This is a genomic window from Lepagella muris (genome assembly GCF_004793975.1).
Lineage (GTDB): Bacteria > Bacteroidota > Bacteroidia > Bacteroidales > Muribaculaceae > Lepagella > Lepagella muris.
The window spans coordinates 30,088-56,461 of sequence record NZ_SRYB01000024.1 but is presented as its reverse complement, the minus strand read 5'-3'; the positions used below and the strand labels follow the sequence as shown (position 1 = coordinate 56,461).

Genomic DNA, 26,374 nt, shown 5'->3' with positions numbered 1-26,374 from the left:
TCATGACTCCATATAGAATTTTCGTAGAGAAACGTGAGCCATATCGTGTGGAAGCGGAAAGCCTCCGCAATGAGCTCAACTCAAATCTCGGACTCAACATCCGCGACCTTCGTCTCCTTTGCGTTTATGACCTTTTCGGCTTCACTCCTGAATTGGTGGAGAAGAGCAGCTACAAGGTGTTTGGCGAACCTGCCACCGATAACGTGTCAAAGGAAGTAGACTTCGAAGGACGCCCCTATCTTGCGATTGAGTCGCTCCCCGGACAGTTTGACCAGCGTGCAGCCGCTGCCGTTGAGTGTGTCAAGCTCATCAAACCGGATGCCGACATCGAGATCCGCAGCGCACGCCTCATCATTTTCGATGCCTCTGTAGGCGATGAGGAGATGAAGAAAATTGCTCACTATTGCATCAATGCCGTGGAATCGCGTCAGAAAGACCTGTCGATACTCGCTGCCCCGGAAAGAGCCGCTGCCAAACCGGTGCCAGTGCTTGAAGGTTTCCGCGAAATAACTGCCGATCAGGCTCCCGCATGGTGCAAGGAGAAGGGATTGGCAATGAACGGCGACGACCTTATGGAAGTGGTGAAATACTTCACTGCCGAAGGTCGCGACCCCAACGAGACTGAGCTTCGTATCCTTGACACTTACTGGAGCGACCATTGCCGCCACACCACATTCACTACCGAACTGACCGATATAAAGGTGGATGATTCTTTCGCTTCCGCCGACCTTGAGGAGAGCCTTCGCCAGTGGCATGAGATCCGCAAGGAATTAGGACGTGAGCACAAGCCCCTTTGCCTCATGGATCTTGCCACCATCGGCGCACGCTACCTGCTGAAGACAGGTCAGCTCAACGACTTGGAGCAGAGCGAGGAGAACAACGCTTGCAGCATCTACGTTGATGTAGACGTTGACGGCGAGAAGGAACGCTGGCTGCTTCAGTTCAAGAACGAGACTCACAACCACCCGACTGAGATTGAGCCGTTTGGCGGCGCATCTACCTGTCTCGGCGGTGCAATCCGCGACCCGTTGAGCGGACGAAGCTACGTATATCAGGCAATGCGCGTCACCGGTGCAGGCGATATCTACAAACCTGTATCAGAGACTATGGAGGGTAAACTTCCCCAGAGAGTCATCTCCCTGCGTGCAGCTGCCGGATATTCATCTTACGGCAACCAGATCGGTCTTGCCACAACCCACGTGCGCGAAATATACCACCCCGACTACGTGGCAAAACGCCTTGAGGTAGGTGCTGTGGTCGGTGCAGTGAAGGCATCCGACGTGCGTCGTGAAAGCCCCGCAGAGGGAGACGTAGTGCTCATGTTCGGCGGTCGCACAGGTCGCGACGGCATCGGCGGTGCTACAGGTTCATCAAAGGAACACACCACATCATCACTTGAGGAGTGTGGCAGTGAGGTGCAGAAAGGTAACGCGCCCGAAGAGAGAAAGATCGCACGCCTGTTCCGTCGTCCGGAGGTGACACGACTCATCAAGAAATCAAACGACTTTGGTGCCGGCGGCGTCAGCGTGGCAATCGGCGAACTTACCGACGGTCTTGACATACATCTCGACAGAGTGCCTACAAAATATTCCGGTCTTAACACCACCGAACTCGCCATAAGCGAGAGCCAGGAGCGTATGTCGGTAGTGGTCGAGAAGAAAGACATGGATGAGTTTATCAAATACTGCCATGAGGAGAATCTTGAGGTCAACCATGTGGCAGACGTGACCTCCACCGGAAGAATGCGCATGTTCTACGGCGACAAGGTAGTTGCAGACCTCAGCCGCGAGTTTATCGACTCAGCAGGTGCACGCCATTTCGCAGAGGCAACAATCGGCACCATCGAGCCGCGTGATCCGTTTGTACATGAAGTGGCAGGCAACTCACTCAAAGATAAATTCCTGAACCTTCTCGCTAACGACAACGTGACCTCCCAGAAAGGTCTTATCGAGCATTTCGACTCCTCAATCGGCAAATCAACAGTGCTCATGCCGTTCGGCGGTAAGACTCAGGGTACAGAGGCACAGGTATCTGTACAGAAACTCCCCGTAGGCAACCACCATACCGACACCGCCAGCATGATGGCATTCGGCTTCAACCCCTACCTTACAAGCTGGAGCCCGTATCACGGTGCAGCCTACTCAGTAGTGGAGGCTATCAGCAAGGCTGTTGCTGCCGGTGCCGACTACGAGCGCATGAGATTCTCCTATCAGGAGTATTTCGAGCGCATGCACACCCGCGAATCATGGGGCAAGCCTCTCGCCGCACTTCTCGGCACCCTGCGCATGCAGACTGAGTTCGGTCTTGCATCAATCGGTGGCAAGGACTCCATGAGCGGCACATTCGCCAACATCAGCGTGCCTCCGACACTCATCGCATTCGGCGTGGCTCCCGTAGACAGCCGCAACGTCATCAGCCCTGAATTCAAGGCAGCAGGCAACTATATATATGTGGTGCGCCACAACCCGCTCCCCTCCCTCATGCCGGATTCCGAGAAGCTGAAGACCAACTACAAGTTGCTCCAGCGTCTCATTGAGGAGGGCACCGTAGTTTCAGGCTATGCACTCGGCTTCGGCGGTCTCACTGAGGCTATTGCCAAGATGAGTTTCGGCAACCGCATCGGCGTCAACATCACAGCCAAGGAGGATAACCTCTTCAACTATGGCAACGGCTCAATCGTGGTGGAGAGCAAGGATATCCTCAATCTCCCCGACTTCGACCTCATCGGCGAGACAGTGGCAGAGCCCACCCTCACCGTTAACAGAGAGAAGATCTCAATTGATGAGGCATTTGAAGCTAACCGCGTGCGTTTCACCGCCGTATATCCCGACCGCACCGCAGTGAGCGGCAAGGTAGAGAATGCGACATCCGGCTCTGAAGTGGCAAAATACAAGGGTGAGCCTAAGGATAACCCTGTGGTGTATCTCCCCGTATTCCCCGGCACAAACTGCGACTACGACATGGCGGCTTCATTCGCCAAGGAGGGTGCAGTGGTGACTACATCCGTATTCTGCAACCAGACGGCTGAAGACATCGAGAAATCAACGTCAGACATGGCGGCACACATCGATGCCTGCGACATCCTCGCATTCTCCGGCGGCTTCTCCGAGGGCGACGAGCCCGACGGAAGCGGTAAGTTTATCGCAAGCGTCATCATGAATGAGAAGGTGAAGGCAGCAATCGAACGACTCCACGCACGTGGCGGTCTGATCCTCGGCATCTGCAACGGCTTCCAGGCACTCGTGAAATCCGGTCTTCTCCCCTTCGGCAAGATCGGTGAGCTGACAGCCGACTCCCCCACTCTCTTCCATAATGACATCAACCGCCATATCTCACAGATCGTCAACACCCGCGTAGGTTCGGTAGCCTCCCCATGGCTTGCCGGATTCGAGCTCGGCGAGATGCACGCAGTCGCAGCATCCCACGGTGAGGGCAAATTCGTGGCTAATGCAGAACTTGCCGCCACTCTCCGTAAGAACGGTCAGATAGCATTCCAGTATGCCGACAGCGAAGGTAACGCCACAATGGATTCCCCGGCAAACCCCAACGGCAGTACAGAGGCTATCGAGGGCATCATCTCGCCCGACGGTCTTATCCTCGGCAAGATGGCACACTCCGAGCGTTATGCCGACGGGCTGATGAAGAACATAGCCGGCAACAAGAGCCAGAACCTCTTCGCCAACGCTGTGGCCTATTTCAAGGCAAAATAATATTAATAATCCTTGCGTCCCGCGCATGAAATAGAATTGCGCGGGGCGTATAAAAAAATATAGAAATGGCAAAAAGTTATGAAGCCTCCGGCGTGAATCTGGAAGCCGGTTATGAGGTAGTGAGCCGCATCAAGAAGCATGTGGCATCGACAAACCGCTTCGGCTGCATGGGCAACATCGGCGCGTTCGGCGGCATGTTCGATCTCGGCTCGCTCAACTACAAGCACCCCATCCTCGTGAGCGGCACCGACGGTGTCGGCACAAAACTTAAATTGGCATTCGCCCTCGACAAGCACGACACCATCGGCATCGATGCCGTGGCAATGTGCGTCAACGACGTGCTCGCACAGGGTGCCGAGCCTCTGATTTTCCTCGACTACGTGGCAGTGGGTAAGAATCATCCCGCAGTGGTTGAGGCAATCGTGGCAGGCGTGGCAGAGGGTTGCCGTCAGGCAGGCTGCGCACTCGTAGGCGGTGAGACCGCCGAGATGCCCGGCATGTATGACGAGGACGACTACGACATCGCAGGTTTCACTGTCGGTGCCGTAGAGAAAGAGAACCTTATCGACTGCTCGAAAGTGAAGGCAGGCGACGTGCTCGTAGGCATAGCATCCTCAGGCGTACACTCCAACGGCTTCAGCCTTGTGCGTAAGATTGTAGCCGACAACGGTCTTGACCTCAACAAGAAATATGAGGAGACAGGCGACCAGACTCTCGGCGAGATGCTCCTCACCCCCACCCGTATCTACGTCAAGCAGGTGCATGAGGTGCTCAAGGAGATCGACGTTCACGGCATAGCCCACATCACCGGCGGCGGATTCGACGAGAATATCCCGCGTATCCTCTCCAAAGGACAGGGCATAGAGGTAAAAGAGGGGAGCTGGGAGATTCTTCCGGTGTTCCGTCTGCTTGAGAAATATGGCAAGGTGCCCCACCGCGAGATGTTCAACATCTTCAACATGGGCATCGGCATGGTGCTTGCAGTCAACGAGGAGGATGCACCCAAGGCTATCGAGATCCTCACGAAAGCCGGAGAGAAGGCATCCGTCATCGGAAAGGTGGTCGAAGGCGAAGGCGTCACTATATTATAAGGTGTAGTTCCGCACTACAAGCATCTAACGACATAGACAATGGACAGTAAAGACAAGAAACGGATTGCAATATTCGCCAGTGGCAACGGCTCAAATTTTGAGGCAATAGCCAAGGCGTGTGCCGAAGGGAGGATTGACGCGGAAGTGGTTCTCTGCGTCACTGACAAACCCGGCGCATACGTCGTGACACGTGCCGCTCGATTCGGAGTGCCCGTAGTGGAATTCCGTCCGAAAGACTTCGCGTCGAAGGCGGAATTTGAGACCATGCTGTTAGGTCATCTCCGCGAAAAGGGTGTAGATCTGATATGCCTCGCAGGCTACATGAGAATAATCGGCGACGTGCTTCTCAATGCCTACGAAGGGAGAATCATCAATATCCACCCCTCTCTGCTCCCTGCATTCCAAGGGGCTGATGCGATCGGACAGGCAATGAAATATGGGGTGAAGGTCTACGGGATCTCTATCCATTTCGTCGACCAGACTCTCGACGGAGGGAAGATCATCGCCCAGACTGCCATACCTTACGAAGGTAGCGACCGCGACGAACTGGAGACTCTGGTCCATGCTCAGGAACATATCCTCTATCCGGCTACTGTCCAGAAGCTACTCTCCTCCCTCTGACGCGCCTCCCCTACATCGCGGAGATGCGGCATGACAATTACAAACATTAAGCAACAAAAACAACAACAAAATAAAATAAATGAGAGCTTTAATCAGCGTAAGCGATAAGACGGGCATCGTGGAATTTGCCACTGCCCTCAAGAATCTCGGCTGGGACCTCATCGCCACAGGCGGCACTCTGAAAGTGCTCCGTGGTGCAGGTCTCGTGGTTGCCGACATCCAGGACGTCACCGGTTTTCCTGAGATCTGCGAAGGCCGCGTGAAGACTCTTCACCCCAAAGTGCACGGCGGTCTGCTCGGACGCCGCGACAGCGCGGAGCACATGGCTCAGCTTGCAGAGAACAGCATCGGCACTATAGAGATGGTATGCGTCAACCTCTACCCCTTTGAGGCAACCATCGCAAAAGAGGGCGTCACTATGGAAGACGCCGTGGAGAACATCGACATAGGCGGTCCCTCAATGCTCCGCAGCGCAGCCAAGAACTTCCGCGACGTGACCGTGGTATGCGATCCTGCCGACTATGCCAACGTAATTGAGGAGATCACTGCAAACGGCAACACCCTTCCAGAGACCCGTCTGAAACTCTCAGCAAAGGCATATACCCACACAGCTCTCTACGACAGCCACATCGCAACCTATATGCGCAAGGCTGCCGGTCTTGACGAGAAACTGTTCCTCGCTTTCGACGCAATCCAGACTCTGCGCTACGGCGAGAATCCTCATCAGGCTGCCACATTCTACCGTGCACCCAAAGAGGTGTCTTACTCAGTAGCTCACGCCCGTCAGCTCGGCGGCAAGGAACTCAGCTACAATAACATCCAGGATGCAAATGCCGCGCTCAACATCGTCCGCGAATTTACAGAGCCGTTCTGCTGCGCACTCAAGCACATGAACCCCTGTGGCGCAGGCGTGGGCAAGGATCTTCTTGAGGCATGGACACGTGCTTACGAGGCTGACAAGGTGAGCATCTACGGCGGTATCGTGGCAATGAACCGTCCGCTGACTGCCGAAGTGGCACGCCTCATGAAACCTATCTTCCTTGAGATCGTAATGGCTCCCGCTTTCGAGCCGGAAGCCCTTGAGGTGCTTGCATCGAAGAAGAACCTCCGTCTCCTTGAAGTGAAGATGGACAACGTGAAAGAGCCCCAGAAGCAGTACGTGGGTGTCAACGGTGGTATGCTCGTGCAGGATGCCGACGTGGAGTGCAAGGACATCACTGCCGACATGTGCGTCACTGAGCGCAAGCCTACCGAGAAGGAACTCGCTGAGATGGACTTCGGTTGGAAGATCGTGAAGCATGTTAAGAGCAACGCCATCGTCGTTGTTAAGGATGGTGCCACAGCCGGAGTAGGTGCCGGACAGATGAACCGCGTAGGTTCTGCCGAGATCGCTCTCGAAGAGGCTAAGGCTGCCGGAATCACCGAGGGTCTTGTGCTCGCATCCGACGGCTTCCTCCCCTTCGGCGACACTGTTGAACTCGCATCAAAATATGGCGTGACAGCTATCGTACAGCCCGGCGGAAGCATCCGCGACGAGGATTCCATCAAGGTGGCAAACGAGAAGGGCATCACAATGCTCTTCACCGGAATGCGTCATTTCAAACATTGATCTGAGATGGAAAGCAAGAAACGAGTACTTGTAGTGGGTAGCGGCGGTCGCGAACATGCGATCGTCAAGGCTCTCTCACGTTCGCCGCAGGTAGGCAAGATCTTCTGCGCACCCGGCAACGCCGGTATCGCTGACGATGCCGAGTGTGTGGCTATCGGTGTGGAGGATGTAGATGCCCTCGTGAAGTTCGCATCCGAAAATGCCATCGACATGACAGTCGTTGGTCCGGAGGCTGCACTCGCTGTCGGCGTCGTTGACGCCATGGAAGCTGCCGGACTGAAGGCATTCGGTCCGACAAAGGCTGCCGCACGCATTGAGAGCAGCAAGGAGTTTGCAAAGCAGATAATGACCAAATACAACGTGCCCACTGCCTCATACGAAGCATTTGACGACTTCGAAAAGGCATGGGACTACGTTAAGAACCGTCCCCTCCCCGCAGTCATCAAATATGATGGTCTTGCAGCAGGTAAAGGCGTAGTGGTGGCTCTGACCTACGACGAGGCTGAGGCGGCTCTCCGCGACATGCTTCTCGACTCTGCCTTCGGCAAGGGTCGCGTGGTGGTTGAGGATTTCCTCGACGGTCCGGAGTTCTCCTTCATGTGTGTCGTATCGGGCAACAAGGTGTACCCCCTCGCAATGGCACAGGATCACAAACGCGCCTTCGACGGCGACAAGGGTCCGAACACAGGCGGCATGGGTGCGTATTCACCCGTTCCGTTCGTCACTGAAGAGATCCGCGATAAAGCCCTCAACGAGATTATCCGCCGCACAGCCGACGGTCTCGTGGCTGAAGGCGTACCCTTCAAAGGTGTGCTCTACGGTGGTCTTATACTGACTGCCGACGGTCCGAAGGTGATTGAGTTCAACGCTCGCTTCGGCGATCCGGAGACAGAAGTGGTCCTGCCGCGTCTTGAAAGCGATTTCTACGAACTTGTGGATGCTGCCGTAGAGGGTCGCGACTGTGAGACTCGCTGGAGCGACGACGCCTATCTTGGCGTGGTGCTCGCTTCCGAAGGCTATCCCGGTTCCTATAAGAAGGGTGTGGAGATAAAGGGTCTTGACAAGGTGAATGCCGACGTCTACCACATGGGCACAAAACGTGACGGCGACAAGATTCTGACCGCCGGCGGACGCGTGCTGATGGTGGTGGGCAAAGGTAAGGACATACCCTCTGCCAACGCAGCCGCCAAGGCTGAGATCGAGAAGATCGAGTGCCCCTCGCTCTTCCACCGCACCGATATAGGTAAAGCATCTCTCTAATATCTTCCGTCTCCCCGACATGATTGTCGGGGAGACGGAAACCCTAAAAACAGAACATACACAATGATTATAAGCGGAACGCAATTAGCAAAAGAACTCAAGCAGGATGTGGCTCGCAGAGTGGTTGAGGCAAAAGAGAAATACGGACGCGCACCTCATCTCGTGGTGATTCTTGTGGGTGAAGACCCTGCAAGCCAATCTTACGTGAAGGGTAAGGGTAAGGATGCCGAGGAGGTTGGCTTTAAAGGCACAACCATCCGTCGCCCCGCCGACATCACTGAAGAGGAACTTCTCGCCATGATCGCCGAGCTGAATGCCGACGACACTGTTGACGGCGTGCTCGTGCAGCTCCCCCTCCCAAAGCATATCGATGAGGACAAGGTGATCGAGGCTATCGCTAAGGAGAAGGACGTAGACGGCTTCCATCCCGCCAACGTGGCTTCACTCTGGCAGAAACTCCCCTGCACGTTGCCCTGCACCCCGAAAGGTATCATCAAGATGCTCGACAAGGCAGGCGTGGAGATTGAAGGGAAGAAGGCAGTAGTGATCGGCAGAAGCAACATCGTCGGGCTCCCCGTCTCCAAGTTGCTCCTTGACCGCAACGCCACTGTCACTATGGCTCACAGCCGCACCAAGAACCTTGCAGAAGTAACATCAGCCGCCGACATCCTTGTGGTGGCTATCGGTCGTCCGCGCTTCGTCACTGCCGACATGGTGGGCGAAGGTGCTGCCGTTATCGACGTCGGTGTAAACCGCGACCCGGAGACCGGCAAGCTCTGCGGCGACGTGGATTATGAGGCCTGCAAGGATAAGGCTTCGGTGATCACTCCCGTGCCCGGTGGTGTCGGTCCGATGACCCGCGCATGCCTCATGGAGAACACCCTTGAGTGCTTCCTTCGTAAAATGGAAAAATAAAAAACTTACATAGAAATGATCGAAAGATACGGAAGAGACGTAATGAGAGAGGTATGGACGGAAGAGAACAAATTCCGTGCATATCTCAAAGTGGAACTCCTCGCTGCCGAGGCTTGGAGAGAACTGGGTGTTGTGCCCGCTGAAGACGTTGAGAAACTCAACGCCAATGCCACTTTCAATATCGACAGAATAAAGGAGATCGAGCTTCAGACCCGTCACGACATCGTGGCGTTCACCCGCACCGTCAGCGAATCGCTCGGCGAGGAACGCAAATGGGTTCACTACGGTCTCACATCGACCGACGTGGTTGACACCGCCAACGGCTACCTCTTCAAGCAGGCTAATGAAATTCTTCTCAAAGATATCGAGGAATTTATCGAGATGCTCAAGAAGCAGGCAATCCGTTTCAAGAAACTCCCCTGCATCGGTCGTACACACGGCATACACGCCGACATAACTTCATTCGGACTCAAATGGGTGCTCTGGCTGGCTGAGATGCGCCGCAACCTCGAAAGATTCAAGGCTGCCGCACGTGGCGTCGAGGTAGGTAAGATCAGCGGTGCCGTCGGCAACTTCGCCAACATACCCCCCTTCGTGCAGGACTATGTATGCGACAAACTTGGCATCGACAGCTCCGACGTCAGCACTCAGGTGATACAGCGCGACCGCCACGCTTACTACATGGCTACTCTCGCCGTAATCGGTGCAAGCCTCGAGCAGATGGCTCTTGAGGTGCGCAACCTTCAGCGCACCGAGGTGCATGAGGTGGAGGAAGCATTCGGTAAGGGTCAGAAAGGTTCATCCGCAATGCCCCACAAGCGCAACCCGGTCAGCAGCGAGAACATCTGCGGATGCGCACGCGTGCTTCGCGGATATATGGTGACGGCTTACGAGAACGTGGCTCTCTGGCATGAGCGCGACATTTCCCACTCCGCAACCGAGCGTATCATCATGCCCGACGCAACTATCCTCCTCGACTACATGCTCAACCGCATGAAGGGCATCCTGGAGAATATCGTCGTGTTTGAGGAGCAGATGATGGCAAACATCTACCGCACCAACGGCGTCATCTTCGCACAGCGCGTGATGAACGCACTCATCGACAAGGGCTTTGTGCGTGAGAAGGCTTACGACACCGTGCAGCCTATCGCAATGAAGGCGATGAGCATGGGCGCATCATATCAGGAGCTTCTGAAGGAAGACCCCACTGTGATGGGCGCACTCACAGAGGAGGAGCTCAACAACTGCTTCACCCTCGATTACTATTTCAAAAACATCGACCATATTTACAAACGTAATAAATTAGAAGAATAATGTCGGAAAGATTAGTTGTCATCGGCTCCCAGTGGGGCGATGAAGGTAAAGGAAAGATTACCGACTATTTCGCATGTCGTGCCGACATGGTTGTGCGCTATCAGGGTGGCAACAATGCTGGTCACAGTGTGATGTTCAACGGTCATAAATACTCCCTGCAGAGCATCCCGTCAGGCATATTCAACCCCGCCACTGTCAACGTGATGGGCAACGGCATGGTCGTGAATCCGGAATCGGTGCTTGTGGAGCTTGAAAAACTTCACAACCAGGGTATAACCGACTATCAGCTCTATATCTCCGACCGCGCAGCCATGGTGATGCCCTGGCATTCCGCGCTCGACGGGGCTTACGAGTGCCTGAAAGGTGGCAAGCTCATCGGCACAACCAAGAAGGGTATCGGTCCTGCCTACAGCGACAAGTATAGCCGCGTAGGTCTCCGCATGGGCGACCTGCTTGAGCCGGAATACTTCGCTGAGCGTCTGAAAGCCGCTCTCGACGAGAAGAACATGGAGCTGAAGATGCTCGGTCTCGACACATACGATTTCCAGACGGTCTACGACCGCTACATGGAGATTGCCAAGATTCTCGGTCCGCGCATCGTCGACACCTCTGACCTCATCAACAAGGCTCTCCGCTCCGACAAGAAAATCCTCTTCGAGGGCGCACAGGGCATGATGCTCTGTATCGACCATGGCACGTATCCCTTCGTGACATCCTCCACCCCGTCGTCGGCAAGCGTACCCGTGGGTGCCGGAATATCCCCGAAATGGATCGACAACGTGCTCGGCGTCGCTAAAGCATACTGCACCCGCGTGGGTGAGGGTCCCTTCCCGACAGAGCTGTTTGACGAGATCGCACACGAAATCCGCGAACGCGGTCATGAATATGGCACAGTCACAGGCCGTCCCCGTCGTGTGGGTTGGTTTGACGCCGTAGTGGCACGCTACACAAGCCGTCTCGCCGGAATCGACAACTGGGCACTCATGCTCTTCGACGTGCTTTCAGGTCTTGACAAGGTGAAGATCTGCACCCACTACGAACTCGACGGCAAGATCATCGACACTCCTCCATCCACAATCTCCAAACTCGCACGCTGCAAACCGGTGTTTATCGAGATGGACGGCTGGAAAGAGGATATCACCGGCATTAAGAGCTTCGACGAGCTTCCGGAGGCTGCAAAGGCTTACGTCCGCAAGATCGAGGAGCTCACGGAGGTGCCTGTAGGCGTGATCTCCGTAGGTCCGGACCGCACTCAGACCGTGATCATATCAGAGAAACTGAAGAATTTCTGATAGATTCACACGTTTTTTCTCCTTATTAACCATTTAAACTGATTGAAATGTCATTTTTAACAGAAAAAGTGAATGAGGAAGGCATGACGTTTGACGACGTCCTTCTCATTCCGGCATATTCAGAGGTCACTCCCAACATGGTGGAGGTGAAGACCCGCTTCTCGCGCAACATCACCCTCAACATCCCGGTGGTATCGGCTGCAATGGACACCGTAACGGAAGCCGCTATGGCTATCGCTATTGCCCGTCAGGGTGGCATCGGCGTAATCCACAAGAACATGCCTATCGAGATGCAGGCTGCACAGGTGAGAAAGGTGAAACGTGCTGAAAGCGGCATGATCTTTGATCCCGTCACCATCACTCCCGAACAGACCGTAGGCGATGCTCAGCGCATGATGCACGAGAACCATATCGGCGGCATACCCGTGGTTGACACCGAGGGCAAGCTCGTGGGTATCGTGACTAACCGCGACCTCCGTTTCCAGACTGATGAGTCGCTCCGCATCTCCGAAGTGATGACTAAAGAGAATATCGTCACCACCACCAATCCCGACCTCACAGAGGCTTCGCAGATCCTTCTCCGTCATAAGATCGAGAAACTACCCGTGGTTGACAAAGACAACAAGCTCGTAGGTCTCATCACCTACCGCGACATCACTAAGATTCAGGACTACCCCAATGCCTGCAAGGACAGCAAGGGTCGTCTCCGCGTAGCCGGCGGCGTAGGCGTGACAAGCGACACTCTCAAACGCGTTGAGGCTCTCGTTAATGCCGGCGTGGATGCTGTCGTGATCGACACAGCCCACGGTCATTCCGCCAACGTGGTCAACACCCTCAAGGCAGTGAAGGCACAGTTCCCGCAAATCGACGTGCTCGTGGGCAATATCGCAACTGCCGAGGCTGCAGAATACCTCATCGCAAACGGTGCCGACGGCATCAAGGTTGGTATCGGTCCCGGCTCAATCTGCACCACCCGTATCGTGGCTGGCGTGGGTGTGCCCCAGCTGAGCGCAATCTTCAACTGCTCGAAGGTAGCTGCCAAATATGGTGTGCCCGTAATCGGCGACGGCGGTCTCCGCTACTCCGGCGACGTGGTGAAAGCCATTGCCGCAGGTGCCGATTGCGTAATGATGGGCTCAATGCTCGCTGGTACAGAGGAATCTCCGGGCGAGACCATCATCTACAACGGTCGTAAATTCAAGGCTTACCGTGGCATGGGCTCCATCGAGGCTATGCAGGCAGGTTCAAAAGACCGCTACTTCCAGAGCGCAACCTGCGACTCAAGCAAATTCGTGCCGGAAGGCATCGTGGCTCGCGTACCCTACAAGGGCACTCTCGCCGAGACCATCTACCAGCTCCTCGGCGGTCTCCGCTCCGGAATGGGCTACTGCGGCGCGAAGGATATCGAGGCTCTCCACAACGCTCGCTTCGTGCGCATCACCTCTGCCGGCGTGATCGAGAACCATCCCCACGACGTGACCATCACGAAAGAGGCACCCAACTATTCACGTGCAGAATAATATCATACAAATGGAAAAAATACTGATTCTGGATTTCGGGTCACAATACACCCAGCTCATCGCACGCCGCGTGCGTGAGCTCAACGTGTATTGCGAGATCCATCCTTTCAATAAGATTCCTGAGCTTGACGCCGACATAAAGGGCGTCATCCTCTCCGGATCTCCCTCGTCGGTACGCGACGCGGACGCTCCCAAACCGGATCTCAGCAACATCAAAGGTCATCTGCCCCTGCTTGGAGTATGCTATGGCGCACAGCTCCTCGCTGCCGAATTTGGCGGCGAGGTGGAGGGCGCACCCAGCCGTGAATACGGCCGCGCAATGCTCACGGTCAAGGACCAGATCGACCCGCTGATGCTCAACGTGCCCTCACCCACTCAGGTATGGATGTCGCATGGCGACACAATCACACGTCTCCCGGAGAACTACCACATAATCGGTTCTACCGAAAACGTGCAGGCAGCCGCCTACCATATCGAAGGGGAGAAGACTTGGGGCATACAGTTCCACCCGGAGGTGTACCACTCAACCGACGGCACACAGATCCTCTCCAACTTCGTGCTCGGCATCTGCGGATGCTCCGGCACATGGAGCCCCGACTCATTCATTGAGACAACCGTGGCAGAACTGAAGGCAAAACTCGGCGACGACCGCGTCATACTCGGTCTCTCCGGAGGTGTCGACTCATCAGTTGCCGCCATGCTCCTCAACAAAGCCATCGGACAGAACCTCACCTGTATCTTCGTCAACAATGGCCTGCTCCGCAAGAACGAGTTTGACGACGTGCTTGATTCCTACAAGCACATGGGTCTCAACGTCATCGGCGTAGATGCCAGCGAACGTTTCTACAACGACCTCAAAGGCGTAACCGACCCCGAACAGAAGCGTAAGATCATCGGACGCGACTTCGTGGAAGTGTTCAATGCAGAGGCAAAGAAAATTGAAGGCGCACGTTGGCTTGCACAGGGCACCATCTATCCTGACGTGATCGAAAGCTGCTCCGTAAAAGGACCGTCAGCCACAATCAAGAGCCACCACAACGTGGGCGGTCTCCCCAAAGAGATGAACCTCAAGATCGTTGAGCCGCTCCGCCTCCTCTTCAAAGACGAGGTACGCCGCGTAGGTAAAGCCATGAACATGGACCAGCGACTCCTCGGACGTCATCCCTTCCCCGGACCCGGACTCGGCATCCGCATCATAGGAGAAGTGACCGCAGAGAAAGTGCGCGTACTGCAGGAAGCAGACGCCATCTTCATCAACGGACTCCGTGACGCCGGGCTCTACGACAGCGTATGGCAGGCAGGCGTGATGCTACTCCCCGTGCAGAGCGTAGGCGTAATGGGCGACGAACGCACATACGAAAGCTGCGTCGCACTCCGCGCCGTGATCTCCACCGATGGCATGACCGCCGACTGGGTACATCTCCCCTACGAGTTCCTCGCCAACGTCAGCAACGAGATCATCAACAAAGTGCGCGGCGTCAACCGCGTAGTCTACGACATCTCCTCAAAACCACCAGCCACAATCGAGTGGGAATAAAAAACGGAATAGCCTCAACCTCGGCATAGCCGAAGGTTGAGGCTATCACCAAAGCCAAAGCCAATAGCCAAAGGCTATTGCCCAAACGCAAAGAAGCCCCGGAAAGACACAAATCTTTCCGGGGCTTCCCGTTATCAAAATCAAATTCCCCCACAGAGAGCCGAGAGGCAATTCCTTCAATGAACCGAGGGGCTACCAAAGCTCAGCCGTGTCGGCTGGAGTTCCGTGCCCGAGCCCATGGGCGAGGGGTCCCGACCAAGCCCGCGAATCACCTCTCTCCTCTTACCATCCGGAGTCAGAAGAAACCACCGTTCCCACAAATCCTCAATCAAAATACCATCCTCCCCTGCCTCCGACACACGCCGGAAAATCCTCCCCCTCCCGTCACAAGAGCCATCCTCCGGCAAAAACACAACATTCCCATACACCGGCACATTCGTCAGCATACATCCCCCATAGCACCGCTTCCTGACGCGCAACAAACCATCCACACCCGGCACCTCCAAATAATACCCCATCCATCGCGCCGCTGACAATCCATCCCGCGTCACGAACCAAAACTCCGGACACCCCCTAAGCGAGAACCCCTCCCCGCTCCTCACAAAATCAATCCCACCAATCCTCATAACAAGCACCCTAAAGGGGAAGAAAAAAAAGCCATCCCGCCTCAGCCCCCTAAAAGAACAGCCCAGAAGCCAGATGTTTTCAGCAGTTTCGTTTGAGTTCCGCTCAAATCCAAGTTCCTTTTGAGTTCCACTCAAAATTCCAAATTGCATCCCAATTTGAGTAAAATTGCATCTCAATTTGAATAAGTTGGCACCGGAGGCATATCGATAGAAGACTTTCTAAAAAGCGACATCGAAATCCTCCTGAAATAACCCACAGTCACAATCCCTACATCCCCTTCAGATAACTGGGGCTACCCGTACTCAGCCGTGTCCGCTGGAGTTCCGTGCCCGAGCCCATGGGCGAGGGGTGCCGACCAAGCCCACCCTCCCCATAAAAATCTCCTCAGCTCCCATTAGGAAGTAGACGAGACGATCCATCGGCTACGTATCGTATCATACGTAAACAGCACCGGAAACTCAATAAGAACATTATACAGGCGTCCCCAAAGCCCCTGCTCATGGAAAAGACGATAGAACGCCCGCAGATTATACCTATTGACCCAATCCGGATAATAATTTATCCTATCAGCCGTCTGATGTAGGAAACCACCACACGTAAACACAATACCCTTGAATCCCGCATCTCGCAAATCCAACGCAAACTGCTCCTGAAGCGGAGCACCCATCCCCACAATCGCAAAATCCGCACCCGAATCTACAATATCACGTATCGCACGCCTCCTGTCATCGACATCCAAGAAATAACCATTGCGATACCCGGCAACAGCCATCCTCGGATAACTCCTCCTGATCTGCGCCACCGACTTCTCCAGCTCCTCCTGCTTAGCCCCGATAAAATAAACCGTCTTATCCCCGGCAGCCTCATCAAGAAGCCGGAACAGGTCAACAGCCATGCCCGACATATCAAAACTAAGTCTCGGAATCGACCGACGCCACAACAGATTAATCAACTTACACATCAGCATCCCGTCGACATACAATCCATCGAAAGCCCCAAACAGATCGGCATTCCTCCTGACGATATGATACGAAAAAGGGTTGACACAGGTATAAGCTGCGCCAGACTTAGAAAACGTGATGTGCGGATAATTTGCTGCGGACTCGGTGATACAATCAACGAATCTGCGAGTATTCATAAAAAGCTATGAAATTTGAATTATAGTGATGAATCCTTATTTTGCTATCTATACTACTGATAGCCACCATTAACAAATGTTCTGTACAAATCAAAAAACATTAAAGCAATAATATCATAATTAGCCCAGTTGCTTCTTAAGATAATCAACCGACTTAACTTGCTCGTTCTTAATTATATTATTGACCGTATTATAATCAATCTCTGAATTTAACACTTTGCCCAACTCTTCCGGAGATTTTACAATTTGGGAATCAAGTTTGAATTGTTGTAACAAATAGGTCAATTTATTACTATTCATATCTCTTACAATCACACCAAATTGTTTATTGAATTTAAGAGACATTACTGCACCGTGAAACGTATCTGTCACAATACATTTAGCTTTTTTGAAATATCCCAATACTTCAAAAGGATGCGGAGTCACAACCTCATCAACCCAATCAAAATAATTAGCGATTGCAACAATCTTTAATCCTTTTACATTAGCATATTCCCTTATTGCCTTAATCTCATCCGGATTATTCATTCTTCCCGGATATGTATAGACCAAAAGATAATTATCCTTAATATCTGGCACACGCACTTCCATATCAAATCCGTATGCAATGACCGGATCCACATTCATTTCCGGTTGTTTCCCGATTAAGGCACTTACAACATCTGAACTATTCTTATCTCTAACTGAAATTGCAGAAAAATTATTCAGAAGATCTGCCACACGGTTTGCAATACCTAATTCTCTAAGTTTCGTTACAGTAGTTGCGCCAAAACAACCTGCATAACTTAATACCCTACTTGTATTAAGACCTTCGCCAAATAATTGTGTCGAAAAACCAAACCAAGTCGTTTGTGCCACATTAAACACTTCATCACTCCCTATCACAACTGCATCAAAACAAGAATTATTCCTATCTGGTCTCACGCCCAATTCCGGCTTAAACTCACTATCAAAACGTTTATGTAATTTCAATGTACATTGGAATTGCTTTATTGGATGATTCACCCTTAAACGTTTAAGCATCAGCTTAATCTTATGAAATCGACTTATTCTGTATTGAGGAAGTTGCTCTCCCGGCTTAATATTGATAAATTCCACAGTATGCCCAAGACCCTCAATTATTGATTTTAAACCGTATGCCTGCAGAAACGAACCATAATTCGTAATCTGTTGCATTGACAATATACCAATTTTCATAAACTTCTGATTTTATTGATTACCGACTTTACATGCCAAAATAAACCTGTGGTAATAAGCATATCTCTAATCTTGGATTTAAATCCCAATCCAACGATATCAAACTTATTATTTATTTCAGCTAAAGACATTTTTGAATCATTGAATGCCCTAATTATTTCCTCTCTGTTAGCCGGTCGTATTGATGACCTGACAAGATTATGATTAAGTTTAATTGCTTCCTTCAGAGAACGTTCCTCATACAGACAATCCTTCATTCCTCTCATAATCTCTCTTCCACGCTCTGTATTTACAAGCACTAAAGAAACGCCCTTTGTCACATCATGATGAAACGGCTTCCCTTGTTGCCCCAATCCCCAAAAATCAGCTATTGTAATATCACCCACCCTTTGCAGTCCGTTAAAATGACAATCATAACATGAATTTCTGAATATTGCAGATTTCTCAAAAGCCTTCATATAAAGGTTCGAGATACCTGTCAAAGTCAATTTCCTTCCATCAGAAATCTTCGCGGTTGGGGCTATGCCCCAACCGCGAAGATTTCTGAATTCAAACCCGGAAATTCCTGAATAATTCTCATTTTCACTCTCCAATTTTTCTATATAATTATAGAATAAAGAATTTGAGGGGACTCCATGACAGACAATATCAACCGTCACTAATTTTTCATAAGGTTTTAATAGAAATGACTTTAACCCTGCAATCTGACATGGAGTACCTGTAAATAATACGTATTTACCATCCTTTAGTGCATCCCTTGCCTCAATATAAGTTTTCTTGATATCACTTTGAAGATATTTAGACCCTCTTAAATCACCTAATTTATCCTCCGAATCACAACCTTTATGATTACATTCAAAACCATTAGTCCAAGATGCTCCAAATACCACTCCTCCTTTATCCAATATCCATCGTGCGATAGCTGAGAATGCCCCTCCTGAACTACTTTTTGTTCGGCTTTCATTATCCCAAAATGCAATAGCATCCTTTGGTTCCGGATTTTTCAAATCCTTACTATTTACAATCGGACAAGCCTTTTCACAAAGTTTACACTCTACACATAAATCAGGGTTGATGTTTGGCATCAGGAAACCCTCTCTGTCACTTGCCATCTCAATTGCTGAATGAGGACAGATATTTGCACATGCAGAACATCCCGTACAAGTCATATCCGAAGCTAAATGTGGCATTACTCTACTGATTTTATGAGTTTTATATAGTTATTTTTAAAGATCTTGAAATTAAAATTATTGAGATAGGCTCTCCGACCATTTTCCGACATACAATCAATGATATCCTGAGTCATTGCCGGGAGTGTATTCAAAGTATTAAGTAATGAATCCCAATCATTACAAATAATACCATTCTCTCCATCCCTTATTATCTCCTCATTTCCACCTACAGAATTACATATCACAGGAATCCCCCTCTGAGTCGCTTCAATAAGAGAAATAGGCAATCCCTCATGTTTAGAAAACAACATCACGAAATCAGAATTTTGCATCAATTCCGGTATATCATCTCTAAATCCCAATACCTGAAACTGCTCATCCCCTTCACATATATCATTCAATTCATTTAAAAGAGGACCGGTTCCGGCAAAAAGAATCTTTACTCTATTATCAAGTTTCCCCTTCAGATGTTTTACAATTTCAATCTGTCTTTTCACATCATTGATTCGTGCCGGATATAATATTGTCACATTATTTGAATCAAATTTCTTTTCTCTTTTCACATACGCTTCATACTCCCTCACGCAATTATGTATCTTAGTAATTGCTGAATATTTTACTCCAAAATATTTTGTAAGATTTTTTATACCGGCATCTGAAATAGCCACTATATTCTTTGGGAATAACGACAATAATTTATTACCATACAACTCATTATGATGAATATATATGCATTTGACATTCAAACCGGGGATACGCATAAGAATCCACATCAAAGGCAATAACCGTCTCTCATGAATAATCACTATTGAATTACGAAACATCAAAGGATTTTTATAACGGACATAATCAGTCTCCGCTATCTCTAAATTCTTATTTACCTTTTCATAAGGAATTTCTCCAACAATCTTACAATCAAACTCAGTTCGTAAAGCCTCATGAATATCCATAAGTACTTTTTGTATACCAGTGACCTTATAAAGCTCCTTATTAAATTGGAATACCTTCTTCTTCATTTCACAAAATTTAATTCTGAATTAATGGCATGTAATAGTTCTCCATTCTTCTTATCGCCGCAATAATGCCAAAACATAACACCTCGAGCACCAATCTCCTTGACATATTTACATTTAGCCTTGACAGCCGTTGTATCATCATACGAGATTAGTATGTTACCAGAAGCAGAATCTATTATATATGGACTCATTGCAATTGAATCAAAACATACTTGTGTACCGGCCTTAGGTACGATATACCTATAATCATGAAATTTCTTATACTCTTTATCGTCACCTCTGCCATAGAAAGGGATACCTATCAACATTTTATTTACAGGCACTCCCCATTTGTAATGGTTAGCAACTACATAATCCACACATATTTTACCAGTATTTGGAGATTGATGAAGAGGTGCACTCAATTTCGGAGGAACACCCATATCGTATGTCATTATATTGACAAAATCAACAACCGGAACTAAATCTTCAAAATCATAATAGTTTCCATAGGCAGGAGACGCAAATGTAAGCACTCTGTCCCTACCGATAGAATCTCTAATCTGACGCATCAAGACCGTAAAATTTGACTTATCCTCTTTAGAACTTGAAATTTTTCCAAGAGAAGAACCGGGAAACTCCCAATCAATATCTATACCATCAAGATTATAAGTTCTCACAATATTCATTAGATTGTGAATAAACTCAGTTCTATTTCCATCATCAGCAGCCATCTCACTAAAATTACCTGCACCCCAGCCTCCAATTGAAAGCAATACTTTTAGTTTATTATTCTGCTTCTTTAATCCAACAATATCTTTGAATCTATCCAGATTCTTTATTGTTAGTGTAGTGAAAGTACTGTCAATTGTAGCAAAAGCATAAGACAGATGAGTTACAGAAAATGGGTCAGGCAAATCCTTACTCCAAGACGTGACATATCCATATACTACCGAATTTCCATCCCAATTACCATTATTCTTAAATTTCAATTCAGAGATAACATCAACGCCATCATCATAAAATGATGTAAATCCCCAAATTAATAATGCACTAAGAATCAATATCAATATTCGGCATATAGATATAATTCCAAACCTTTTCATTTCTAACTCAATGCATATTTTAACTCAGTCATTGACTTTTTCCTTAACACAGACAACTTTGAATCCACATCATTCCAATCAATAGGCTTTACAATCATCTTTTCAAACTCCTCTTGAGTATTTTGTTTTGACAAAACACGCTCTTCTAACCCAAGTTGGGTTAATAGTGAAACTATTCTGGTAGCACGACTCGGATTCCCTATATATATCACAAAAGGGGTATGATACAGTAATGAAAACACTGTTCCATGAAAAGAATCTGTAACTACATAAGATGCCTCAGCAAATCTCTTAATCCAATCCTCAACTTTCTCAGGATAAGAAGCCCTGTAACCCGATGGTTTACGCACACTGCCAATCGAACGTATCGGCAAATTCATTTTTTTTGCCATCTCCCCTGCCATCTCATAAAAGCCCTCATCATTTATCAACTTATACGTTATGATCTCATTCGAAGGCTTTATGTCGCCAGTCAATTCCGAATATTTTGGGAAAAGCAGTACCGGATCAATCACTTGAACCGCATCAGCTTCAAAAAAATCTTTGGCGATCTTTATCGCACTATCCTCACGAAGCAAAATCCTATCAAACTTTTTAAGCGATTCCTTTATCTCCTCATTTGAGATATAAGGAGAAACCTCCCACTTATTAAGACCTATACTTGTCGCGTAAGATACTCGTTTAACATTATCATCTCCAAATGTCAAGAAAAACGCCGGCAATAATTTTTTTCCAATCTGAGGATTCCAAGTCTGGTCACTCCCCACAAGATAGCAATCAGATTCCGGAGGATTATTCCTCAATTCCTCCACACTCCAATACGTTTTTGACGTAAGATTCTTGAAATATTTCTTACGGAATGAATTAAAACGCATACGTTTTAATCCAAAAACCAACCTTGATTTTAATGAGGGATTATAAGGCAATCGCAAATCAATAAATTCAGGAGAATGTCCCAGTTCCTTTATAGCACGATACGTGGCATAAGCCTGCATGGTCGCTCCATAATTATCCTCCCAATGATATGTCAGAATAGATACTTTCATTTTTATTTATGATAGGTAGTGAACGAAGTGATTCCGTTTCTCTCAGATCTTGCCACTTTAAATGAATCCGTGTAGTTACCAACGGCAATCAATAAGACCGGTATTTCATTCTCCGGTATATCAAACTCAGTATGAATCCGCTTTAAATTCTTAGTCTTTATTCCTAAAGTCAAAGGGATTGAACCGATTCCAAGATACGTCAAAGCATACATCAACGACATTGCAAACAAACTGCCATCAACATATCCCAAATGCGGCTCTCGAGTATAATATCTGTGTAAATCAGCTGTAATCAATATCACTTTATCCACACATTCAGAGAAACTGTTTGCCCCCCCTTGCAATTTAAGAATATGATTCTTATTTTCCCCTTCAAAGACATGAACACGATAAGATTGTCGATTGCAAGCTGAGGGCGATTTCTTTGCTATCTCAATCGCTTCATTTATTGATTCTATCGCTACAGGAGTTTTATCAAAATTACGGATTGAATACCTTCCCGTTGCCAATGTTTTAAAATCTCCTTTGGCAACCGTAAGCATTTCCTCCTTTGTCTTATCTATACTTCCTGCCTTATCGAAACAAATTTCTTTATATTTTTCTGTTATTCTCTGAATACGGTCAGATATCAAATCAAGTTCCTTAGAATTAATACCATTCTCCTTATGAAACTCCATATACTTCTTCATAAGAGAAATCGGCACAATCAAATCTGCAGTATAACCATACGAAGATATATACTTCTCTATAAGAACCGACAACTTGGATGCTTTCTCCTTTCCAAACGATTTTCTCATATTGGGCAAAGAAAATCCTTTTTCCAAAGCATGTGTCAACATCAATATTTCAGTTAACATCTTATCCCGATTCCCGGAATTTCCACATCTGGCATTCCCTTTAGCAAACCTCCAGAACTCATCTACCATTGTCGGTATCATCTTTATGAAGATTGCCAAAGGATTCTCTGTAATCGACTTTTTTATTGACATCTATCTGATAAAATTTCATTAAACATTTTAACATACTGATCACATACAGATTTCGTAGAAAGATTCTCATCCACATACCTCTTTTGTGACCGCTTTATTTCATCATACATCAATGGATGATTCTCAATAGTGCTCCTCATCACCGAATATAATGAATCAATATCACCTTCAGAGAATAATAATCCTGTAACGTCCTCAACTACACTCTCCTTAAATCCATCCAAATCAGAAGCAATAACAGGCACATTATAACCGTAGGCAATTCTCAATGGTCCGCTCTGCGTAACTGATTTATAAGGCAATACTAAATAATGTGACTCACCAAATAATTTAGGTATCTCACTTTCCTCAATTCTCCTTATATCCAATTCAAATGCATCACCATATTTAATCAATGGCTGATACACCGACTGCCAATTTTTACAATGTCCCACAATCTTAACTACAAACTTCCCTGCATACTCTTCCCATAATTTATTTGCAGCAGATATCAATAACCCGACATTCTTTGATGGGATTATATTTCCAAAAACGGTAAATACGACTTTTCCATCATCTCTTGGCTTTGCGGATACAACACCAAAATCATTTAAAGCAAGAGGTATTATATATCTTCTATCTATATTTCCACCCGCATAAGCCTCTGCCTGATTATTTGAAAAGTATTGCAGATAGCAATTCTGTTTATTTATATACTTTAAGAATGGGAAATATAATGGTTTGAACCTCATTCCGGAATGAGGTTTACCATGATGCATGGCAATCACCACTTTGTTTTCCGGAATATACCTTTTAATCAAAGAGAGCATCCAAGGAAAAGTAGATATATCGAAATAATAGATTGAATAATCCAATTTCGCCAGACCTTTTATAATTTCTTTCTGATCAAAGAAATTACCAGGATGAAATATAAATCTTCCTTTTTCAATAAAATTGAGAGGTATATTATTATCCTCCGCATATTTCAACGCTGTCTTCCCTGTGGAAGACTCCCTATTTCCCCAGAAATACCAATCTATATTAAAATCCTTTGTCAACGTTGCTAATAATGGTAAATCAACCTGCAACATATAGCTGGCAGTTATCCAACAAATCCGATTCTTATTTTTCATAATCAAATATTATCAAAGAAGATTACTTTTTAATCAGAATTCTTAAATAAATAAATAATACCATAATAGGATAACCAACATTTTTTATATATAATTTGCATAAATATAAAATATCTTCCTTTCTAAGAATATCCTTACTACGATAAATTTCACCTAATGGGAATCGTAACCAACGGAATGACTTTATCAATGGCTGAAACTTATGTGGTTTTGAAAGCATAAGATCCTTAATAAAGGCTGCATTTTTTATTAACGATTTTATCTTCCTTATAATGATAGGATAGGATTTATCCGGAGAAATATTCTCCGAACTTTTACGCCAATTGACACAACAATCTTTACTTCCAGTTATTGTCAATATACCTTTACAATTTACTGACATTTTAAGCCATGTCATAAAATCAGAACCCCATGCCAAATCAAAATTTTGGAAACCGTCTACTTTCTTATACAATACCCTTGAAAATATAAATTCCACAACGAAACTCAGAATCTTTCCACGTAGTTTCGACTCTAAATATTCTCCCGCAGTCATTCGTTCTGGGAAGAGAGGAAGTGTCTTTATCTTTCCACCATCCAAATCATCAATCATATTGATATTGAAATGGAATAACTCATCATCCCTATTTTCAGATAATACCTTATAAAATGAAGCTACACATTCTGGATCCATTGTATCATCATCACTAAAAAGCCAGATATACTCCTCATCCTTAGTCATCTCAATACAGCGTTCCCACTGAGCAACCAAATCCTTACCACCGAGATTTGTATCAAATCGCTTATATGTCAATGGGATTTTATTTTCATATTCCTTTACAACGGATTCAATATCATACGGACTACAATCATCTCCAATATAAAGATTAAATCGCTTATCTGTCTGTCTGCTGATTGACTCCAGTGTCTCTCTAAGATAAGTTATTTTATACGCCGGTATAACTATTGCCAAAATCTCTTCCATGTAACTAAAAATTTATCAAGCTATTTGCAACGAACCGTTTGATGACTGATGTTCTTCCAAATTTCTACATCTTTTTAAATATTCAATCCTACAAATATCCGATTTTTTTAAGAATATACCGGATAATATAAATGTTATTATCGAACTTGATAGTTCTCCTGTCATATTACCATACAATAAGTACGCTGTCAATATAATTGCTGCCATTGAGCCGTCCAATTTACTATATCTACATAGCTTCAGACTATATCTAATCATGATTATATAAAACAATAAATAGCAAATTACCCCAAAATATCCATTCTCTAAAATTAATTTCATAATGGCTCCCTCAAGACCTAAAAGAGGACGAGCTTCAGTTGGGAGATCAAACATACCATTACCATTCTTATCATACCCTAAATCTTTTTGAAAAAATCTATATCCCCTGCCAAATATCTTATGTTCTTGAATATAGTTAATAGCCGTATCATACTGAAGAATTCTTCCAACAAGACTACTTCCGGAATCTTCTTCTGTTTCTTCAAATGTAAATGCTGTCAATGTCGTGTCAACCTTATCTTTTACACTCGGTATCATAAAGTAGGCTCCAATACCCATTATTACACAAATTGAAATAGCCCTTAATGCCTTAAAAACTGAATAATTAATCATATAATACAATAATAGACATATTCCTGCAAGTACAAATATAGTTCTACATCCGCATATTACTATTCCAATTCCACTACAAATATAACTTATCAAGATTGCATTATTTGTCAACAATTTACGTTTCTGGTTATATATAGTAATCAGTAAAGACATAACACACATATAACCATAATCAAAAGGATAATTAAACAATGCAACAACACGCATCCGATCTAAACTTGCAATCTTCTCTCCAAATGTATTTCCCATCATTGTAAGGACAATACTATCCTTTGTTAAAAGATTAAGAATTCCAAAAAAAGTAAGCACCAATAAACATACATATAAAGTACGGCTCATTAATCTAAACCATGAATCCGTAAACATTAAGAATGCATACGCGATTACATAATATTTTGTCAATAAATCCCCAATTATCAGCCCAATAATTGTAACTATATTATGTGCATGCGGACTCATAATAATAGTAATTATTGTTGATAGAGTCACTATCAAAAGAGCTAAA

Annotated in this window: 21 protein-coding genes; 10 read left to right on the top strand and 11 right to left on the bottom strand. The window is 47.3% G+C overall.

From position 1 onward, the window contains the following. Positions 1-2: 2 nt before the first annotated feature. The 10 genes from E5331_RS14375 (at position 3) to guaA (ending at position 14,869) form a co-directional block, all read left to right on the top strand. Positions 3-3,710, top strand: coding sequence for a phosphoribosylformylglycinamidine synthase (locus E5331_RS14375; protein ID WP_135985464.1), 3,708 nt, complete (start codon positions 3-5; stop codon positions 3,708-3,710). A gap of 65 nt (positions 3,711-3,775) precedes the next feature. Next, positions 3,776-4,801 carry a phosphoribosylformylglycinamidine cyclo-ligase gene (gene purM / locus E5331_RS14370; protein WP_123484256.1) on the top strand — a complete coding sequence of 342 codons (1,026 nt, stop codon included), beginning with the start codon at positions 3,776-3,778 and terminating at the stop codon, positions 4,799-4,801. Between the two features lie 39 nt (positions 4,802-4,840). Next, positions 4,841-5,422 (top strand): phosphoribosylglycinamide formyltransferase, encoded by a 582-nt coding sequence (purN, locus tag E5331_RS14365; protein ID WP_135985463.1) that lies wholly within the window; start codon positions 4,841-4,843, stop codon positions 5,420-5,422. Positions 5,423-5,501: 79 nt separating this feature from the next. Further along, positions 5,502-7,031 (top strand): bifunctional phosphoribosylaminoimidazolecarboxamide formyltransferase/IMP cyclohydrolase, encoded by a 1,530-nt coding sequence (gene purH, locus E5331_RS14360; protein WP_135985461.1) that lies wholly within the window; start codon positions 5,502-5,504, stop codon positions 7,029-7,031. Positions 7,032-7,037: 6 nt separating this feature from the next. Further along, the gene (gene purD / locus E5331_RS14355) at positions 7,038-8,291 is read left to right on the top strand and encodes a phosphoribosylamine--glycine ligase (protein ID WP_135985460.1); all 1,254 of its coding nucleotides are present in this window, start codon (positions 7,038-7,040) and stop codon (positions 8,289-8,291) included. 63 nt (positions 8,292-8,354) lie between these two features. Further along, positions 8,355-9,206 (top strand): bifunctional 5,10-methylenetetrahydrofolate dehydrogenase/5,10-methenyltetrahydrofolate cyclohydrolase, encoded by an 852-nt coding sequence (locus E5331_RS14350; RefSeq protein ID WP_123484252.1) that lies wholly within the window; start codon positions 8,355-8,357, stop codon positions 9,204-9,206. Between the two features lie 15 nt (positions 9,207-9,221). Then, the gene (purB, locus tag E5331_RS14345; protein ID WP_123484251.1) at positions 9,222-10,520 is read left to right on the top strand and encodes an adenylosuccinate lyase; all 1,299 of its coding nucleotides are present in this window, start codon (positions 9,222-9,224) and stop codon (positions 10,518-10,520) included. After that, positions 10,520-11,812, top strand: coding sequence for an adenylosuccinate synthase (locus E5331_RS14340; RefSeq protein WP_123484250.1), 1,293 nt, complete (start codon positions 10,520-10,522; stop codon positions 11,810-11,812). The genes purB and E5331_RS14340 overlap by 1 nt, the downstream gene beginning before the upstream one ends. Before the next feature lie 47 nt (positions 11,813-11,859). Continuing rightward, positions 11,860-13,332: an IMP dehydrogenase gene (gene guaB / locus E5331_RS14335; RefSeq protein WP_123484249.1), complete on the top strand. Its 1,473-nt coding sequence runs from the start codon at positions 11,860-11,862 to the stop codon at positions 13,330-13,332. Between the two features lie 10 nt (positions 13,333-13,342). Continuing rightward, positions 13,343-14,869: a glutamine-hydrolyzing GMP synthase gene (gene guaA / locus E5331_RS14330; RefSeq protein WP_123484248.1), complete on the top strand. Its 1,527-nt coding sequence runs from the start codon at positions 13,343-13,345 to the stop codon at positions 14,867-14,869. Between the two features lie 176 nt (positions 14,870-15,045). Here the strand turns inward: guaA and E5331_RS14325 are convergent, their stop codons facing one another. From E5331_RS14325 to E5331_RS14275, 11 genes are all read right to left on the bottom strand, one after another. Continuing rightward, positions 15,046-15,495 (bottom strand): hypothetical protein, encoded by a 450-nt coding sequence (locus E5331_RS14325; protein ID WP_135985459.1) that lies wholly within the window; start codon positions 15,493-15,495, stop codon positions 15,046-15,048. Positions 15,496-15,890: 395 nt separating this feature from the next. Beyond that, positions 15,891-16,634 (bottom strand): WecB/TagA/CpsF family glycosyltransferase, encoded by a 744-nt coding sequence (locus E5331_RS14320; RefSeq protein WP_135985457.1) that lies wholly within the window; start codon positions 16,632-16,634, stop codon positions 15,891-15,893. A 120-nt stretch (positions 16,635-16,754) separates the two neighbouring features. After that, on the bottom strand, positions 16,755-17,831 hold the full coding sequence (locus E5331_RS14315) for a polysaccharide pyruvyl transferase family protein (protein WP_135985455.1): 1,077 nt from the start codon (positions 17,829-17,831) through the stop codon (positions 16,755-16,757). Beyond that, positions 17,828-19,021, bottom strand: a complete 1,194-nt coding sequence (locus E5331_RS14310; RefSeq protein WP_136013276.1) for a Coenzyme F420 hydrogenase/dehydrogenase, beta subunit C-terminal domain — start codon at positions 19,019-19,021, stop codon at positions 17,828-17,830. Before E5331_RS14310 ends, E5331_RS14315 begins: the two co-directional genes overlap by 4 nt. Then, complete coding sequence (locus E5331_RS14305; RefSeq protein WP_135985451.1) at positions 19,021-20,019, bottom strand: glycosyltransferase family 4 protein; 999 nt, start codon at positions 20,017-20,019, stop codon at positions 19,021-19,023. The genes E5331_RS14310 and E5331_RS14305 overlap by 1 nt, the downstream gene beginning before the upstream one ends. Then, complete coding sequence (locus tag E5331_RS14300) at positions 20,016-21,104, bottom strand: glycoside hydrolase family 18 protein (protein WP_135985449.1); 1,089 nt, start codon at positions 21,102-21,104, stop codon at positions 20,016-20,018. Before E5331_RS14300 ends, E5331_RS14305 begins: the two co-directional genes overlap by 4 nt. 2 nt (positions 21,105-21,106) lie before the next feature. Next, positions 21,107-22,150, bottom strand: coding sequence for a polysaccharide pyruvyl transferase family protein (locus E5331_RS14295; RefSeq protein ID WP_135985447.1), 1,044 nt, complete (start codon positions 22,148-22,150; stop codon positions 21,107-21,109). 2 nt (positions 22,151-22,152) lie between these two features. Next, complete coding sequence (locus E5331_RS14290) at positions 22,153-23,076, bottom strand: nitroreductase family protein (protein ID WP_168355246.1); 924 nt, start codon at positions 23,074-23,076, stop codon at positions 22,153-22,155. A 53-nt stretch (positions 23,077-23,129) separates the two neighbouring features. Further along, entirely contained in the window at positions 23,130-24,251 is a 1,122-nt protein-coding gene (locus E5331_RS14285) for a glycosyltransferase family 4 protein (RefSeq protein ID WP_135985443.1), read from the bottom strand. A gap of 22 nt (positions 24,252-24,273) precedes the next feature. Next, entirely contained in the window at positions 24,274-25,215 is a 942-nt protein-coding gene (locus E5331_RS14280) for a glycosyltransferase family 2 protein (protein WP_135985441.1), read from the bottom strand. A gap of 15 nt (positions 25,216-25,230) precedes the next feature. After that, complete coding sequence (locus tag E5331_RS14275; RefSeq protein WP_168355245.1) at positions 25,231-26,328, bottom strand: O-antigen ligase family protein; 1,098 nt, start codon at positions 26,326-26,328, stop codon at positions 25,231-25,233. Positions 26,329-26,374 lie beyond the last annotated feature (46 nt).

Bases quoted from the DNA above. Each gene is read 5' to 3' on its own strand.
- E5331_RS14375 (WP_135985464.1), top strand. From the start codon at position 3: ATGACTCCATATAGAATTTTCGTAGAGAAACGTGAGCCATATCGTGTG.
- purM (WP_123484256.1), top strand. From the start codon at position 3,776: ATGGCAAAAAGTTATGAAGCCTCCGGCGTGAATCTGGAAGCCGGTTAT.
- purN (WP_135985463.1), top strand. From the start codon at position 4,841: ATGGACAGTAAAGACAAGAAACGGATTGCAATATTCGCCAGTGGCAAC.
- purH (WP_135985461.1), top strand. From the start codon at position 5,502: ATGAGAGCTTTAATCAGCGTAAGCGATAAGACGGGCATCGTGGAATTT.
- purD (WP_135985460.1), top strand. From the start codon at position 7,038: ATGGAAAGCAAGAAACGAGTACTTGTAGTGGGTAGCGGCGGTCGCGAA.
- E5331_RS14350 (WP_123484252.1), top strand. From the start codon at position 8,355: ATGATTATAAGCGGAACGCAATTAGCAAAAGAACTCAAGCAGGATGTG.
- purB (WP_123484251.1), top strand. From the start codon at position 9,222: ATGATCGAAAGATACGGAAGAGACGTAATGAGAGAGGTATGGACGGAA.
- E5331_RS14340 (WP_123484250.1), top strand. From the start codon at position 10,520: ATGTCGGAAAGATTAGTTGTCATCGGCTCCCAGTGGGGCGATGAAGGT.
- guaB (WP_123484249.1), top strand. From the start codon at position 11,860: ATGTCATTTTTAACAGAAAAAGTGAATGAGGAAGGCATGACGTTTGAC.
- guaA (WP_123484248.1), top strand. From the start codon at position 13,343: ATGGAAAAAATACTGATTCTGGATTTCGGGTCACAATACACCCAGCTC.
- E5331_RS14325 (WP_135985459.1), bottom strand. From the start codon at position 15,495: ATGAGGATTGGTGGGATTGATTTTGTGAGGAGCGGGGAGGGGTTCTCG.
- E5331_RS14320 (WP_135985457.1), bottom strand. From the start codon at position 16,634: ATGAATACTCGCAGATTCGTTGATTGTATCACCGAGTCCGCAGCAAAT.
- E5331_RS14315 (WP_135985455.1), bottom strand. From the start codon at position 17,831: ATGAAAATTGGTATATTGTCAATGCAACAGATTACGAATTATGGTTCG.
- E5331_RS14310 (WP_136013276.1), bottom strand. From the start codon at position 19,021: ATGCCACATTTAGCTTCGGATATGACTTGTACGGGATGTTCTGCATGT.
- E5331_RS14305 (WP_135985451.1), bottom strand. From the start codon at position 20,019: ATGAAGAAGAAGGTATTCCAATTTAATAAGGAGCTTTATAAGGTCACT.
- E5331_RS14300 (WP_135985449.1), bottom strand. From the start codon at position 21,104: ATGAAAAGGTTTGGAATTATATCTATATGCCGAATATTGATATTGATT.
- E5331_RS14295 (WP_135985447.1), bottom strand. From the start codon at position 22,150: ATGAAAGTATCTATTCTGACATATCATTGGGAGGATAATTATGGAGCG.
- E5331_RS14290 (WP_168355246.1), bottom strand. From the start codon at position 23,076: ATGGTAGATGAGTTCTGGAGGTTTGCTAAAGGGAATGCCAGATGTGGA.
- E5331_RS14285 (WP_135985443.1), bottom strand. From the start codon at position 24,251: ATGAAAAATAAGAATCGGATTTGTTGGATAACTGCCAGCTATATGTTG.
- E5331_RS14280 (WP_135985441.1), bottom strand. From the start codon at position 25,215: ATGGAAGAGATTTTGGCAATAGTTATACCGGCGTATAAAATAACTTAT.
- E5331_RS14275 (WP_168355245.1), bottom strand. From the start codon at position 26,328: ATGAGTCCGCATGCACATAATATAGTTACAATTATTGGGCTGATAATT.